This window comes from Leifsonia poae (assembly GCF_050632865.1).
In the GTDB taxonomy this organism is placed as follows: domain Bacteria; phylum Actinomycetota; class Actinomycetes; order Actinomycetales; family Microbacteriaceae; genus Leifsonia; species Leifsonia poae_B.
Genome location: NZ_JBODSA010000003.1, coordinates 979,713 through 994,108, shown reverse-complemented (window position 1 = coordinate 994,108; position 14,396 = coordinate 979,713). Strand labels below are relative to the sequence as shown.

The 14,396-nt window shown below is 70.1% G+C and carries 16 protein-coding genes, 1 tRNA gene and 1 pseudogene; 7 read left to right on the top strand and 11 right to left on the bottom strand.

Going from position 1 to position 14,396, the window contains the following annotated elements:
* Position 1: 1 nt before the first annotated feature.
* From kdpA to ACRAWB_RS15205, 3 genes and pseudogenes are all read right to left on the bottom strand, one after another.
* A pseudogene (gene kdpA / locus ACRAWB_RS15215) lies at positions 2 to 1,674 on the bottom strand (potassium-transporting ATPase subunit KdpA).
* A gap of 2 nt (positions 1,675 to 1,676) precedes the next feature.
* A complete protein-coding gene (gene kdpF, locus ACRAWB_RS15210; RefSeq protein ID WP_431354085.1) occupies positions 1,677 to 1,766 on the bottom strand; it encodes a K(+)-transporting ATPase subunit F in 90 nt (29 codons plus the stop codon).
* Positions 1,767 to 2,061: 295 nt separating this feature from the next.
* Positions 2,062 to 3,909 carry an adenylyl cyclase gene (locus ACRAWB_RS15205; protein WP_431354084.1) on the bottom strand — a complete coding sequence of 616 codons (1,848 nt, stop codon included), beginning with the start codon at positions 3,907 to 3,909 and terminating at the stop codon, positions 2,062 to 2,064.
* Between the two features lie 267 nt (positions 3,910 to 4,176).
* Here ACRAWB_RS15205 and ACRAWB_RS15200 point away from each other — a divergent pair.
* Positions 4,177 to 4,250: transfer RNA gene (locus ACRAWB_RS15200), tRNA-Gly, on the top strand.
* A 20-nt stretch (positions 4,251 to 4,270) separates the two neighbouring features.
* Here ACRAWB_RS15200 and ACRAWB_RS15195 read toward each other — a convergent pair.
* The 5 genes from ACRAWB_RS15195 to ACRAWB_RS15175 all read right to left on the bottom strand — a co-directional run bounded on the left by ACRAWB_RS15195 (position 4,271) and on the right by ACRAWB_RS15175 (position 7,173).
* On the bottom strand, positions 4,271 to 5,116 hold the full coding sequence (locus tag ACRAWB_RS15195) for an enoyl-CoA hydratase/isomerase family protein (protein ID WP_431354083.1): 846 nt from the start codon (positions 5,114 to 5,116) through the stop codon (positions 4,271 to 4,273).
* Positions 5,117 to 5,149: 33 nt separating this feature from the next.
* Positions 5,150 to 5,461 carry a zinc-binding dehydrogenase gene (locus ACRAWB_RS15190; RefSeq protein WP_431354527.1) on the bottom strand — a complete coding sequence of 104 codons (312 nt, stop codon included), beginning with the start codon at positions 5,459 to 5,461 and terminating at the stop codon, positions 5,150 to 5,152.
* A complete protein-coding gene (locus tag ACRAWB_RS15185; RefSeq protein WP_431354082.1) occupies positions 5,419 to 6,084 on the bottom strand; it encodes an NADP-dependent oxidoreductase in 666 nt (221 codons plus the stop codon). The genes ACRAWB_RS15190 and ACRAWB_RS15185 overlap by 43 nt, the downstream gene beginning before the upstream one ends.
* Positions 6,085 to 6,160: 76 nt before the next feature.
* The gene (locus ACRAWB_RS15180) at positions 6,161 to 6,349 is read right to left on the bottom strand and encodes a zinc-binding dehydrogenase (RefSeq protein ID WP_431354526.1); all 189 of its coding nucleotides are present in this window, start codon (positions 6,347 to 6,349) and stop codon (positions 6,161 to 6,163) included.
* Positions 6,268 to 7,173, bottom strand: coding sequence for an alcohol dehydrogenase catalytic domain-containing protein (locus ACRAWB_RS15175; protein ID WP_431354081.1), 906 nt, complete (start codon positions 7,171 to 7,173; stop codon positions 6,268 to 6,270). The genes ACRAWB_RS15180 and ACRAWB_RS15175 overlap by 82 nt, the downstream gene beginning before the upstream one ends.
* Before the next feature lie 161 nt (positions 7,174 to 7,334).
* On the opposite strand from ACRAWB_RS15175, the gene ACRAWB_RS15170 reads away from it, so the two are divergent.
* Positions 7,335 to 7,997: a nuclear transport factor 2 family protein gene (locus ACRAWB_RS15170; RefSeq protein WP_431354080.1), complete on the top strand. Its 663-nt coding sequence runs from the start codon at positions 7,335 to 7,337 to the stop codon at positions 7,995 to 7,997.
* 40 nt (positions 7,998 to 8,037) lie between these two features.
* Positions 8,038 to 9,057, top strand: a complete 1,020-nt coding sequence (locus ACRAWB_RS15165; RefSeq protein ID WP_431354079.1) for a GlxA family transcriptional regulator — start codon at positions 8,038 to 8,040, stop codon at positions 9,055 to 9,057.
* On the opposite strand, the gene ACRAWB_RS15160 is transcribed toward ACRAWB_RS15165, so the two are convergent.
* Entirely contained in the window at positions 9,047 to 9,697 is a 651-nt protein-coding gene (locus ACRAWB_RS15160; RefSeq protein ID WP_431354078.1) for a TetR/AcrR family transcriptional regulator, read from the bottom strand. The genes ACRAWB_RS15165 and ACRAWB_RS15160 overlap by 11 nt on opposite strands.
* Before the next feature lie 80 nt (positions 9,698 to 9,777).
* Here ACRAWB_RS15160 and ACRAWB_RS15155 point away from each other — a divergent pair, with 80 nt between their 5' ends.
* Entirely contained in the window at positions 9,778 to 10,824 is a 1,047-nt protein-coding gene (locus ACRAWB_RS15155; protein ID WP_431354077.1) for an LLM class flavin-dependent oxidoreductase, read from the top strand.
* Positions 10,825 to 10,850: 26 nt separating this feature from the next.
* On the opposite strand, the gene ACRAWB_RS15150 is transcribed toward ACRAWB_RS15155, so the two are convergent.
* A complete protein-coding gene (locus ACRAWB_RS15150) occupies positions 10,851 to 11,348 on the bottom strand; it encodes a hypothetical protein (RefSeq protein ID WP_431354076.1) in 498 nt (165 codons plus the stop codon).
* A gap of 164 nt (positions 11,349 to 11,512) precedes the next feature.
* Here ACRAWB_RS15150 and ACRAWB_RS15145 point away from each other — a divergent pair, with 164 nt between their 5' ends.
* Positions 11,513 to 12,073 (top strand): NADPH-dependent FMN reductase, encoded by a 561-nt coding sequence (locus ACRAWB_RS15145; RefSeq protein WP_431354075.1) that lies wholly within the window; start codon positions 11,513 to 11,515, stop codon positions 12,071 to 12,073.
* A 33-nt stretch (positions 12,074 to 12,106) separates the two neighbouring features.
* Here the strand turns inward: ACRAWB_RS15145 and ACRAWB_RS15140 are convergent, their stop codons facing one another.
* Positions 12,107 to 12,868: a CDP-alcohol phosphatidyltransferase family protein gene (locus ACRAWB_RS15140; protein ID WP_431354074.1), complete on the bottom strand. Its 762-nt coding sequence runs from the start codon at positions 12,866 to 12,868 to the stop codon at positions 12,107 to 12,109.
* A gap of 64 nt (positions 12,869 to 12,932) precedes the next feature.
* On the opposite strand from ACRAWB_RS15140, the gene ACRAWB_RS15135 reads away from it, so the two are divergent.
* Together ACRAWB_RS15135 and ACRAWB_RS15130 are read left to right on the top strand one after the other, a co-directional pair.
* The gene (locus ACRAWB_RS15135) at positions 12,933 to 13,925 is read left to right on the top strand and encodes a zinc-dependent alcohol dehydrogenase (RefSeq protein WP_431354073.1); all 993 of its coding nucleotides are present in this window, start codon (positions 12,933 to 12,935) and stop codon (positions 13,923 to 13,925) included.
* Positions 13,925 to 14,311, top strand: coding sequence for a 6-pyruvoyl trahydropterin synthase family protein (locus ACRAWB_RS15130; protein ID WP_431354072.1), 387 nt, complete (start codon positions 13,925 to 13,927; stop codon positions 14,309 to 14,311). The genes ACRAWB_RS15135 and ACRAWB_RS15130 overlap by 1 nt, the downstream gene beginning before the upstream one ends.
* Positions 14,312 to 14,396: the final 85 nt, after the last annotated feature.

Here is a 14,396-nt window from a genome sequence, read left to right as displayed (position 1 = left end):
ATCAGGAGAGCCCTTCCGCCAGAGGACCCAGCGCGAGAACGGGGAAATAGGTGAGTGCGGCGACGACGACGACCACGCCGACGACGAGAGTGACGAACAGGGGCCGGTGGGTCGGGAGCGTCCCGGTGGTCGCGGGCACCTTGTCCTGCGCCGCCAGCGAGCCGGCCAGCGCGAGCACGAACACGATCGGGAGGAACCGACCGAGGAACATCGCCGTGCCGAGCGCCGCGTTCAGCCACAGCGTGTTCGCCGTGAGCCCAGCGAAGGCCGAACCGTTGTTGTTCCCCGCGGAGGTGAAGGCGTACAGCACCTCGGAGAAGCCGTGCTGACCCGGGTTCCAGATCGAGACCTTCTCGACGTCGTCCCGGATCGCCGGGATCGCGAAGCTGCGGCCCGTGCCGAGCAGCACCAGCGTCGGCGTGATCAGGATGTAGAGACTCGCGAGCTTGATCTCGCGCGCGCCGATCTTCTTGCCCAGGTACTCGGGCGTGCGTCCCACCATGAGCCCGGCGAGGAACACCGCGATGATCGCGACGATCAGGATGCCGTAGAGACCCGCGCCGATGCCGCCGGGCGCGACCTCGCCGGTCATCATGTTGAGCATCGTCATCATCCCGCCGAGCGGCGTGAAGCTGTCGTGCATCGAGTTGACGGCACCGGTCGACGTCAGCGTGCTCGTGGTCGAGAACAGGGTCGACCCGACGATGCCGAACCGCTGCTCCTTGCCCTCGAGCGCGCCCCCGCCGCCTGCGTCGCCGTGCCGGCGCCCTGCAGTTCGAACAGCGTGAGGGCGACCAGCGAGACGACGAAGATCGTCGCCATCGCGCCGAGGATCGCGTACCCCTGCCGGTTGTCGCCGACCATCCGGCCGAACGTGCGCGGCAGCGAGAATGGGATGAGCAGCATCAGGAAGATCTCGACGAGGTTCGTCCACGCGGTCGGGTTCTCGAACGGGTGCGCGGAGTTGACGTTGAAGAAGCCGCCGCCGTTGTTGCCGAGCTCTTTGATGGCCTCCTGGCTCGCCACCGGTCCGCCTGGGATGGTGGCGGTGCCGCCGGTGAGAGTGGCGACGTGGGTGAATCCGTTGACGTTCTGAACCGCCCCGCCCACGATGAGGATGAGCGCGAAGGCCACGGCCAGGGGCAGCAGAATCCGCAGGACGGCACGGGTCAGATCCACCCAGAAATTGCCGATCGCCCCCGAGCGGTGCGCCGCGAGCCCGCGGACCAGGGCGACCGCGACCGCGAGGCCGACGGCAGCCGACAGGAAGTTCTGCACCGCCAATCCCGCAACCTGGACCGTGTAGCCCATGGTCACCTCGGGCGAGTACGACTGCCAGTTGGTGTTCGTCACGAACGAGATCGCCGTGTTGAACGACAGTCCCTCCGGCACCGCGGGCAGGCCGAGCGAGTAGGGCAGGATCGCCTGCGCCCGCTGCAGCCCGTAGACCAGCAGCACTCCGAGGATCGAGAACGCGAGCACGCTGCGGAGGTAGACCGGCCAGCTCTGGCCGAGCCCCGGGTTCACCCCGATCACTCGGTAGAAGCCGCGTTCGACCGCGAGGTCTCGGCGGGTGGTGAAGGTGGCGGCCATGTAGTCGCCGAGCGGCCGGTAGACGACCGCGAGCATGAGGACGAGCGTGGCGAGCACGCCCAAGAAGAGCCAGGCTGTCATCGCTAGAACCGCTCCGGCTTCAGCAGGGCGTACACGAGGTACGCGATCGAGGCGACGGCGAGCGCCGCGGCGACGAGGTCGAAGAAGATCACAGTCTCTCCACCCCTCGACCGACGAGGGCGACGATCACGCCGAGCGCGATGATCCCCACGACACAGATCAGGTCCAACACGGAAGGTCTCCATCCGGGCCGGCCCTCTGCCGGCTCCAGGGACCGATACAAGTCGCTTGGAGGGGTCGGGATGCGTGTCCTAACGGGATCCATACGGGCCCGGCGGGAGTCCTAACGGTTTCCCTCACGGTGGGCCGGTGGAGACAGGCCGATGCCCCCACGTCCGGGACGTGAGGGCATCGGCTGGTCGGGGCGCGAGGCGGCGAGCCCCTGGATCAGCCGCCGTACTCGACGACCGTCTCCGGACCCTGGTGGGTAGGCGTGACCGCGTTGCCGGTGTCGTTGACGACGTGGTCGATCGTTCCCGCCTTGTTCAGGGACACTGTGCTCAGGTCGTGCAGCCTCACGCCCGGCGTCACCGGGACCTCGAACGCGCGGGTTGCGTGGAGGGTCGGGTCGACGTTCGTGTAGATGTAGCTTCCGGCGCCCCACAGCTCGTGGGTCGTCACCGAGTCCGCCACCTTGTAGGCGGCGTAGCCGAGCGTCCCGTCGTGCTGCCAGGCGGCCTGGTTCGGCGCGTCGTACGGCAGCTCGTTCTGGAAGAACACCGTCCGGCCGTCCTCGCCGTTCCAGATCACGTTGTACTTCTGGAAGTGCTCGACGAACAGGCCGGTGGCGGTGACGTCGTCACCATTGACCACGAGCCCGGTGTCGGACGTGTTCTGCGTCCAGCCCACGCCGGCGCCGTGGTCGGCGCGCCAGAGCCACAGGTCGTCGAGGAGGACGTGGTCGCTGTCCACCTGGACGCCGACCGTCGCCTTGCCTGCGTGCGGGCCGCCCACGCGCAGGAACACGTCCTGCAGCGAGATCGGGTCCGCGGCGCTGGAGCCGCCCTGGCCGCGCTGGTGCTTCGTGCCCACCTGCAGCAGCACGTCGGAGTTCACTGGGCCGGCGTCGACCGTGATCCCGGCGACATCCACTCCCGGGACGTCGTCGATCACGAGCGGGGTCGACCCGTTCTCCGCGGTCAGCGTCGCGAGGCCCAGCCCGAGCACGACGGTCCCGGCCCGCTTGACCTGGATCGAACGGTCGATCGAGTAGACCCCCGGTGTGAGCAGGAGGTTCTTGCCTCCGGCGAGCGCCGCGTTGATGCGGGCGATGGAGTCGCCCGGCTTCGCCACGACGAAGTCCGACAGCGGGATGGTCCGCCCGGCCGAGCCGGTCGAGGACCAGCTCACGCCCGCGCTGTTCGTCGTCGCGGGAGGCACGACGACTGACAGGCCGCCCGCGCCCTGGACGAGGTACGGCTTCTCACGCGAGGCCGGAGTGGTCGGGAGCGTCGTGTACGGCGGGGTCGGGAAGCTCTGCGCCGGGGCGCCCTGTACGCCCGAGAACACCTGGTTCCAGACCGCGTTCGACCAGCCGCCGATGGTGCTGTTGCGGGAGTAGAACTGCTGCTGGCTGCCGTTGACGATGGTCGCCGAGACCTTCGAGTCGGCGAGGAAGCCGCCGCTCGCGTACTGCGGGCCGGCCGTGCAGTAGTCCATCAGCGACATCCCACCGCCCGTGATGTCCATCCGGCGCATCGGGGCGGCCTGCGACACGGCCCAGAATTCGGTGTTCGTCTGACATCCCGAACCGCCCGCGACAGCGATGTGGAGGTTCGAGATCGACCTCCAGAAGTTGTCCAGGGCGATGCAGCCGCTGCCGTCGGTGAAGCACCGGTTGTAGACGTCGACGGATCCGTTGATCGTCACATCGTCGGGCGACGCGCCGAGCCCCGCGACTTCGGTGTAGTAGCCGACCTGGAAGCGCAGCGGGTTCGCCGGCGTTCCATAGGTGCCGGGCGCGAAGAGGAGCGCGTAGCGTCCGCTGCCCATCTCGCTGTCGACCTGCTGGGCGGCGATCGCGTCGACCTTCGACTGGATGGCGGACTGCGGCATGTCCGGCGTGAACACGATCACGTTGGGCCCGAGATCGGTGCTCGATGGGGGCGGCGGGGCGGCGTTCGCCCCCTGAGCCGAGGCGAAGACGCTCAGCAGGACGGCCAGGGCGGCGGCGGCCGCTCCAAACTGACGACGGGACGCACGCGTCCGGAGTGGATGTGGTGACGACTGAGGCACCGATGAACCTTCTTCCGCGTTGAAGAACGAACGCGGCGCCCGGGGGCCGATGTCGATCCCGGTCGCGACGGGCGCCGGTTACTGTCTAGTAAGTAACGCCTGAACGATAGAGCGCGAGCGGCGCGTTGTACAGGTGCAGCGGCCCCGCTTGCGGCACGAAGGCGCGGAAACCGAACGCGGAGGACGATGGGTTTGGCCGATGACCATCGACCGGGTAGTCTGGGCGGCAGCCTTACTTCCCAGTGTTTTACTGGGATTCCGGGCCGCGCGAGTGTAGTTCAATGGTAGAACCTCAGCTTCCCAAGCTGATAGCGCGGGTTCGATTCCCGTCACTCGCTCCATATAGCCGACCCTCGACCGGTCAAGCGCTCTCACCCGCCGCCTGACGGCGCAGGGCTGCTATCCCGAGGAATTCGCCGAGCCGGTATTCGACCTCCAGCGCCTGCTGTCCGGTCGGAGCCGGGGCCGCGGCTCGAGCGAGATAGCCGGGGAGCGTCGTCGTCTCGAGGAAGTCCGCGTATGCCGTGTCGAGGTCCGTCTCCGGTGGGAGGGACGCGCGGTTGATCATGCGCTTGGCTGTCGCGAGGGCCGTCCGGTCGAAGGCGGCGAGACGCGCGACGATCGTGTCGACGAACCCGTCGAGCTCGGCGTCGGGAAGTGCACGGGTGACCCAGCCCCAGTTCTCGGCGGTGGCGGCGTCGTAGTCGAGGGAGGTCAGCACCGCCTCGAGCGCGCGGTCGCGCCCGATCAGGTGCGGCAGGCGCTCCGTACCGCCCCCGCCCGGGACGACGGCGGTGCCCACCTCGGGCTGGCCGAAGAACGCCTTCTCACGACTGGCGTAGCGGAGGTCCAACGCGAGCGCGAGCTCGTTGCCGCCGCCGCGGGTGCGGCCGCGGATGATGCCGACGGTGATGTACTGCGCCTTCGACAGTCGCACAGCGATGTCGGTCCACAGCTGGCGGCCTGTCGCGGCGTCCGGGCGGGGGAAGTCGGCCAGATGGGCGAGGTCGAAGTGGCTGAGGAAGAAGTCCGGCACCGCGCTGTCGAAGACGAGCACCTGCAGGTCGGGATCGGCGTCGAGCTCGACGACGATCTCATGCAGGCGCTGCGCGAGGACCCCGGTGACGAGGTTCACGGGTGCGCTGTCGAAGGTGATACGGGCCAGGCGAGGGCTCGTGCGGGTGAGGAGGACGGGTGCGTCGGCCATGAGCGGAACCTTTCGAGGGGTGACGTACGCGGGTCAGGAGCGGGTGAGGACGACTTTGCCGGCGCCGTGCTTCGTCGCCTGGGCGGTCGCGGCCTCCACCAACGGGTAGGTGGCTGCGATCGTGGGGGCGAGTCGTCCCTCCTCCGCCAGTTCGGCGAGGGCGGAGAGGCCGAGTCGGTCCGACTCCACGAAGAGTCCGGCGACGCGGAGGCCCTGCTCCGCGCCGGCGGGGGCCGCGGCGGCGAGACTCTGCGGCAGCGTCGACACCAGGATGCCGCCGGGGCGGAGAGTGCGCAGCGCCTTCAGCGGATAGTCGCCGCCCACCACGTCCAGCACGACGTCCAGATCGTCGAGAGCCTCGCTGAAGTCGACGGCCCGGTAGTCCAGGACCTCGGCCGCGCCGAGGACCGGACATACCCTGCGTTCGCCTCCGAGGTCAGCCCGATGACCTCGGCTCCGCGTGCCGCGGCGATCTGCACGGCCAGGTGCCCGACCCCGCCCGCCGCGCCCGTGATCAGGACGCGGGAGCCGTGATCCACGCCCGCCGTTTCGACGAGCGCCTGCCAGGCGGTGAGTCCGGCGAGAGGCAGGGCAGCGGCCTGCACGTGGGACAGGCCGGACGGCTTCCGAACGAGTGCCCGCGCGGGGGCGATGGCGAACTCGGCGTACGCGCCGCCTCCGCGCGGGAACGGCAACAGCCCGAAGACCTCGTCACCGGGAGCGAAGAGCGTCACCCCCGGGCCGACCTTCTCGACGACGCCGGACACGTCCCAGCCGAGGACGAACGGAGGCTTTCCGCTGAACAGGCCGGTCTGCCGGTTCATCGCGTCCGCCGGGTTCACGCCTGCCGCCTCCACGCGCAGGAGCACCTGACCGATGCCCGGCTCCGGGCGGTCGATCGTCGCGGGGTGAAGGACCTCGGGTCCGCCGAGCTCGTCCTGGGTGATCGCACGCATCGTCTCTGTCATGACTTCCACGCTAGGAATGCTCGACCGACCGGCCAATGACAGGAACGTCAGGTTTCGCTACGTTCATGCCATTCCGTCACATCGTCCACCCCTCGAGGACGACCTTCCCCGCGGTCCGACCGCTCTCAACCGCCTGGTGAGCACGGCGGAGGGAGTCGGCGGAGATGGCCCCGAGGTTCTGCGTCACGGTCGGGCGGACGGCTCCCGCTTCGACGAGGGCGGCGACCTGGTCCAGGATCCAGCGCTGATGCTGCGACTCCGGCAGGTGGAGGGGTCGGTGAACATCAGCTCCCACAGCCATCCGATGCTCTTGTCCTTGAGCGGTGCGACGTCGCGAGGACCGTCGTCGATGGCCACGACCGAACCGAACGGCCGCACGAGGCGCGCGTAGACCGCCTCCTGGTGCTCGGAGTGCGACGTGAAGAGCCAGTCGACGCCTGTCGGCGCCAGGGCGTGGACCTGCGACACGACGTCGCCGTGGTGATCGACCACTTCGTGCGCACCCATCGACCGCACCCAGTCGGCGTTGGCAGCTCCGGCGGTGCCGATAAGACGGACCTTCGGCGCCCGGGCGCGGACGAGCTGGAGCAGCACCGAGCCCACCCCTCCGCTCGCGCCGACCACCAGCAGGTCGCCCTCCGTCTCGGCCGTGATGCTCAGCCGATCGAACGCGGACTCCCACGCCGTCAGCGACGTGAGCGGCAGGGAGGCGGCCTCGCCGAACGTCACGTTCGCCGGCTTGCGGCCGACCAGCCGGGCCTCCACTGCCTGGTAGCGCTGATCGGAGCCCGGACGCGCGATGCTCCCCGCGTAGAAGACCTCGTCATCCACGGCGAAGCCGCTCACGCCGTCACCCACCTCGGCGACCACGCCCGCGGCGTCGAACCCCAGGACGCGGAAGCCGTTGGGAGGCGTCGACCCGGCCCGGAGCTTCACATCGGCCGGGTTGACGGAGACCGCCTCCACCCGGACGACCATCTCCCCTGCGCGAGCACGGGGCACGGGCGCGGAGCGCACCTCGAAAGCCTCCGGGTCCGACGCGGGCCGATTCGCGGAGTAGCCGATCTGGATGTTGGTCGCCTCGGTCATGGGCTCAGGCTCGCATCCCCGCGACACCGTCGTCGACGGCCTGCGCCGACTCGGGCACGAAAGTGGCGAAACGTGACCGATTGATCGCTTCCGGGCTCACTCGCCCGTTCGGTAGCGTCCGTCGGGGCGGGGCCGCGCGGCGCCCGCACGGAGGAGGAGTCATGTCGACCGAAGACATCGTCGTCGCCGCCACCGAGCGGCTGTTCAACCGGAGGGACCTGTCGGCCGTCGACGACCTGTTCGGGCCGGTCTACGTGCAGCACTCGGCGCTGGCGCCGGATGGTGTCGACGGACTCCGCGGGCTCGTGTCGCAGCTGACCGAGGCGAACGGCTACGAACTCCGGCGCGTGCTCGCCGACGGCGACCTGGCCGTGACCGAGGGCGTCTTCACGGGCTTCGCTCCGGTGCCGCTCGTGGGTTACGACGTGTGGCGTGTCTCAGAAGGCCGCATCGTCGAGCACTGGGACGCTCTCGGGCCGGGCGCGGTTCCGGCTCCCTCTGCCTCATCCGCGGTGGCCGCCGACACCGACCGGGAGGCGAACCGGGCGCTCGTCACCTCGTGGGTGCGCGATGCGCTGATCGACGGCGGGGATGCGTCCGACGCGATCGCGCCGGACGTCGAGCGCTTCGAGGACGTCACCTACTCCGCCCTCCACACCGTCATCGCCGCCGGCGACCTCGTGTACACGCGGTCGGAGGGAGCTGCGGATGTGCCGGTCATCGTCAACGACGTCTGGCGGGTCGCCGACGGACGCATCGTCGAGCACTGGGGACTCGTGGCTCCGGTGCCGGCGAACCTCCCGCACGGCAACGGATCGTTCTAACCCGAATGGCCGTATCGTAGCCAGACGCTACGATCGTGTCATGACCAGCGAGACTCCCCACCGCGTCGTCGTGATCGCCCAGGAAGGCGCTTACCCGTTCGAGCTCGGTATCCCCGCCCGCATCTTCGGCGCCACCGACGGCGCCTACGAGGTCGTCCTCTGCACCGCGACGGGCGGCGCGATCACGACGAACGCCGGATTCGATGTGCTCCCCGCCGCCGGCCCTGAGGTGCTGAGGACGGCGGACACGGTGATCGTCGCTCCGGTCGACCCCGCGTACCTGACACCGGAGCTGGGCGACGACACGAGGGACGCGCTGTCGCAGATCCGCCCGGGCGCGAGGGTGGTCTCCATCTGCACGGGAGGCTTCATCCTGGCCGCCGCGGGCATCCTGGCGGGGCGCGTGGCCACGACACACTGGCAATGCGAGCCCCTTTTCCGTAAGTGGTATCCGGACGTCGAACTCGATGAGAACGTGCTGTTCGTCGACGCGGGCGATGTTCTCACCTCGGCCGGGGCGGCCGCCGGCATCGACCTCTGCCTCCACCTGATCCGCCTCGACCACGGCAGCGAGCTCGCCACGCGCGCGGCGAGGCGGTGCGTCGTCGCCCCGCATCGGGAGGGCGGGCAGGCGCAGTTCATCGAACGCCCTGTGCCCGATGCGCGAGACGCCTCCACCTCCGCCACCCGCGAGTGGGCGCTCGAGCGGCTCGGCGAGCCGTTGACCGTGTCCCAGCTGTCCCGGCACGCCAACATGAGCGAGCGCACCTTCGCCCGACGCTTCCGCGCGGAGACCGGTATGGCACCGCGCCAGTGGCTCACTCGCCAGCGGCTGGCGCTCGCCCGCGAGCTGTTGGAGACCACCGATATCGGGATCGACACGATCGCCTCCATCGTGGGCTACGCGACCGCCACCTCCCTGCGCAACCACCTCGCCGCCGCCCTCGGCGTGTCGCCGATGGCCTACCGCCACACCTTCCGGGCAGCATCCACTCGCCCGACCCCGACCCGCGCGACGCACCCCGGAAGGATCCCCATGGCGGGCGGCGTCACCGGCTGAACGCGCGCCAGACCTCGTTCCGCCGAATCGGCGGTACGGCGAGGAGGTGCTGATCGGAAACCGCATCCGCCGAGGCCGTGAGCACCCCTTCGAGGAGGAGTCGCAGCAGACGTCGCCACGCGTCCGGCGCGATGTCGCGCGTCCGCTCGATCATCGATGCGAGCGCGATCGAGACCAGCGCGAGATCCGTTTCGGCCAGATCCGGCCGCACACGACCCTCCTCGACGGCGCGGCGGACGAGCTCGTCGACCTGCGACTGCACCCGTTCGCGCAGGACGGCCAGCGACGACCCCGGACGGAATCGGGTGGTCATGATCCCCACGAAGCCATCCGGCCCGGCCTCCCGCTCACCCACTCCGACGAGATAGACGACGAGCGCTTCGGAGGCGCTGGAGATCTTCGCGGCTCGCTCGGCCAGCTTCAGGATGTCGACGAGCGGATCTGTGACGACCGCCTCCCACAGCGACTCCCGGTCGGAGAAGTTCCGGTACAGGGTGGCCCGCGAGACACCCGCGCGCGCAGCCACGCGGTCGAGCGGAGCAGCGAGGCCGTGGGCGGCGAAGACCTCCCGGGCCGCATCGATCACGAGGGCGCGGTTGCGCGAGGCGTCGCGGCGACGGACGACGGGTGCGGCATCCATGGTCACCACCTTAGGGAATAGGGCGCGGGATGGCCGGTTAAAACGTACATATATGTCCGTTTCGAGGGATGGGAGTCCTCATGTCCGCATCCGTCGCGCTGGAGATCACCACCGGCACGCTTACCGATCACGTGCGCACAGCGCACGACGGCCGCGTCGTCACGGTCGAGCAGCGCATACAGGAGGTGGTGGAGCTCGGTGCGCTGACCGAGGAGCTCGGCCTGGACGGTTTCGCCATCGGCGAGCACCACAGCCCCGACTTCGCCGTGTCCTCCCCGGCCGTCGTCCTCGCCGCCGTCGCAGCCCGCACGCGGCGAATCCGCCTGGGCACGGCCGTCACGGTCCTCGCCGCGAACGACCCGGTGCGCCTGCAGGAGGACTTCGCGACGCTCGACCTGCTCAGCTCGGGCCGCGCCGAGTTGACCGTCGGCAGGGGTGCGTTCATCGAGCCGTTCACCCTCTTCGGCATCCCGGTGGAGGGCTATGACGACGTCTTCGCCGAGCGTCTTGACCTCCTCCTGAGGATGCGCGACGCCGGACCGCTCACCTGGGCCGGCCGATTCCGCCCACCGCTGCGCGACGCCCTCATCGCGCCCGCCCCCGCGCAGCGGGAAATCCCCGTGTGGGTCGGCATCGGCGGGACGCCGGCGAGCGCCGAGCGAGCCGGAGCCCTCGGCCTCCCACTGATGATCGGTTCGATCGCCTCCTCGTTCGCCCACATAGCGCAGCTCGCCGACATCTACCGGACCGCCGGCGCGCGTGCCGGACACACCGACTCCCTGCGCCTCGGCGTCGGCCTGCACTCGTTCACCGCCGCGAGCGCTGAGGAGGCCCGCGCGATCTACCCGTACTACCGCGACTTCCTGGCGCCCAAGCGGCCGGGCGTGCCCGGCCTCCATGTGAGCCTCGCCGACTTCGATGCCGGATTCTCTCCGGACGTCGTGCGTGCCATCGGCACCGTCGAGGACACCGTGGACAAGCTGACCCGGCTGTATCGCGCGGTGCGGTTCGATCGCCTGCAGCTCCTGCCGGACTGGGGAGGAATGCCGAGGACTGTCGCCCGCGAATCGCTCACGCGCTTCGCCCGGGATGTGGCGCCGGAGCTTCGGATGGTCGCAGCGGGGTAAGCGGCCCTCGAGCGTCTTGCGGGGCATCAGGCGGCCGCCCGTCGAGACGCTGCGTTCGCCCAGGCGACGTATCCGGCGGCGAGGCCTGCGCCGAGGATCCCGCCAGGGACGCCGTAGATCACCGTAAACAACGGGTAGCTGCCGTGAGTGATGTCGAGCACGAAGCCGACGATGATGGACGCGAACAGCGTCCCGAGCGCAGCGATGACCGGACGCCTTCGTGAACCGCCGCGGGCGGTGTAGATCAGCAGTGCGACGGCCGCACCGGAGGCCGCCGTCGCGCCGACCGGCATGCCCAGCAAGAACGACTCGGCAGCGTCCCGCAAGAACCACGCCGGTATCCCCGCCTGCCCCCACGACGGGCCGTACGACAGGGACGAGGTCGTCAGCAGTGCGACGGCGAAGAGGCCGGCCGCCGGCACCGCGAGGACAGCGCCCCAGATCAGCAGCGTGAGCAGCCGACGGCGGACGGCCGGGTCGTCGGGCAGGCCGCGGAGCCGGCGCGCTCTCGTGTCGGTCGTCATCGTGCTCATCCTCCTACCAGCCGGTGTCGAAGGTCCACCAATTCCCGATGAGGCCGGGTCACTGCCGGTGGGCGACACCGACGCACAAACCTTCACGGATTCACATCGCGTCCCGGGAATGCCGACGCCCACCCCCGGTTATCGCGAACGTGACGACCAGACTGATGATCATCGTTGGAAGCGTCCGCGAGGGACGCGTCGGGCTCCCGATCGCGGAGTGGGTGCGGCAGGAGGCGGAGAAGACGGGGCGGTTCGAGATCGACTTCGTCGACCTTCGCGAGTTGGCCCTCCCCTTCATGGATGAGCCCAATCATCCCCGGCTGAAGCAGTACACCAAGCCGCACACGATCGCCTGGAGCAAGCGCGTGGAGGCGGCGGAGGCGTTCATCTTCGTGACGCCGGAGTACAACTACAGCTACTCGCCCGCGCTCAAGAACGCCCTCGACTACCTGAGCGGCGAATGGTGGCGCAAGCCCGTCGGCTTCGTGAGCTACGGCGGCGTGTCCAGCGGCACCCGCGGCGTGGTCGGCCTGCTCGCGACGACGACCGGCCTCGGCTTGGTGCGGGTCGGCGCGAACGTGGAGCTGACGTTCGGCGGGAAGCAGGTCATCGACGGGGTGTTCCATCCGGAGGCCAAGGAGCAGACCATCCTCGCGCACGAACTGGAGGAGCTGGACACGCTCGCCCACGCCCTCGCGCCCGTCCGGGCCGGCGCGGACACCTGACGGCAGCCGGGGCACCTCGCAAGCGTCGAGGTTCTACGGCCTCACCCTCGTGGAGGCCTTCTCACCGGCAGCGCCAGACGTCGGGCTGAACCCCGCCGCGCGCTGCCGCACCAGCCACACCGTGTCGCGTCCGAACGACTCGAGCAGCAGCGCCAGCGCCACCCCGACGGCGCCCGCGGCGATCGGCGTGGGCGCCCCGGCCGCCGCGAGGGCGAGTGCGATGCCCGCGACCGCGGTGACCACCTTGCGCCAGTAGCGGTACGGCAGGCGGGCGCGGAACCATGGCAGCATCCAGCCCACCGCCACGAAGGCGTAGCGCAGCAGGCCGATCGTGAGCACCCAGAGGCCGAGGTCGCGGGCGACGTAGGCGCTCAGCACGAGCAGCAGGAACGCGTCCACCTCCATATCGAACCGCGCGCCGAGTTCGCTGGTGGACCGCGTGCGGCGCGCGACCCACCCGTCCACCGCGTCGAGGGCGAGGGCGGGCACGGTGAGTCCGACGAGCAGTGGGATCGGGACCGGGGCGATGAACGAGGCGACGACCAGGCCCGTGATCAGGCCGACCAGCGTCGAGCGCAGCGAGGTGACCGCGTTCGCCGGGCCGAAGCGCGCTGCGCCGTCGCGGCGGAGGCCGCGCATCAGCAGCAGAGTGGTGACGACGAGGTACGCGGCGGCGGTCAGCCAGGCCGTCACGGGCAGCGACGACACCCCGCCGGCTGCGGTCGCCGCGAGGGGCAGGACCACGATTCCCCACAGCGCGGCCCATCCGATCGCTTCGCGTTGAACCGTTCTCACATCCACCTCGTGTTCCAGGAGAGCACCTTTTAGCGTTAACACGCGACCGGTGCACCGAAGGTTCATGGGAGGTCCGCAGATGCACGAGGCGACGGCGTTCTGGGTCGAGCGGCCGGGTGCCGGCGCGCTTCGTCCGGTCGCACTCGCCGCGCCGGGAGACGGCGACGTGCTCGTCCGCACCCTGCACACCGGGATCAGCCGCGGAACCGAGACGACGGTGTTCCAGGGTGGCGTGCCCCCGAGCGAGTACGAGCGGATGCGCGCACCGTTCCAGGAGGGTGCCTTCCCCGGGCCTGTGAAGTACGGCTACCTCAACGTCGGCGTCGTCGAGCAGGGGCCGACCGACCTGGTCGGCCGCGTCGTCTTCGCGCTCTACCCGCACCAGTCGGCGTTCGTCGTCGGCGCCGGCGACGTCGTCCCGGTCCCGGAGGACGTCCCCGACCGCCGCGCCGTGCTCGCGGGCGCCGTCGAGACGGCCGTCAACGTGCTGTGGGATGCAGCCCCGCTGGTCGGAGACCGGATCACGGTCGTGGGCGCCGGGATGATCGGCTGCTGCATCGCACGTCTGGCTGCGGGCATCCCGGCGGCGGAGGTCGTGCTCGTGGATGTCGACCCGGCCAAGGCCGCCGTGGCCGCCCGGCTCGGGGTCCCCTTCGCCACGCCGGGCGACGCCCCGCACGAGCGTGACCTGGTGATCGACGCGAGCGCTTCGGAGGCCGGGCTGCAGCTCGCCCTCGAAACCGTCGTGACCGAGGGCGAAGTGATCGAGGCGGGATGGTTCGGCGACCGGCCGGCGACGCTGACCCTGGGCTCCGACTTCCACTCCCGCCGCCTCACCATCCGGTCGAGTCAGGTGGGCATGGTCGCGCCGCGCCGGAGGGGGTCCAGAACCACCCGCGACCGGCTCGCGCTGGCGCTCGAGCTGCTGCGCGATCCGGCGTTCGACGCCCTCCTCACCGGCTCGTCGTCATGGCGGGAGCTGCCGGAGGTGATGGCGCGACTCGCGGAGGGACCCAGCGGGGAGCTGTGCCACACGATCGATTGGAGCGACGCCTGATGCCGTACACCGTGACCGTCCGCGACCACCTGATGGTCGCCCACAGCTTCCGCGGCGAGGTCTTCGGCCCGGCGCAACGGCTGCACGGCGCGACGTTCGTGGTCGACGCCTCGTTCGGCGCCGACGAGCTGGATGCGGACGGGGTCGTGGTCGACATCGGCCGCGCCTCCGCCGCGCTGGCGGACATCACCGGAGCGCTCACCTACCGGAACCTCGACGAGGATCCGGACTTCGCGGGGGTCAACACCACCACCGAGGTGCTGTGCAAGGCCATCGCCGACCGGCTGGCCGAACGCGCAGGCGAGCTCGGAGGCGCGCTGACCTCGATCACCGTCACCCTGCACGAGTCGCACATCGCGTGGGCGAGCTATGCGAGGCCGCTGTGAGCACCGTCTTCTTCGCCGTCCCCGATTCCATCGACGACCCGCAGCGGGTCAGCGGGGGAACGTCTACGACCGTCGCCTGCGCGAC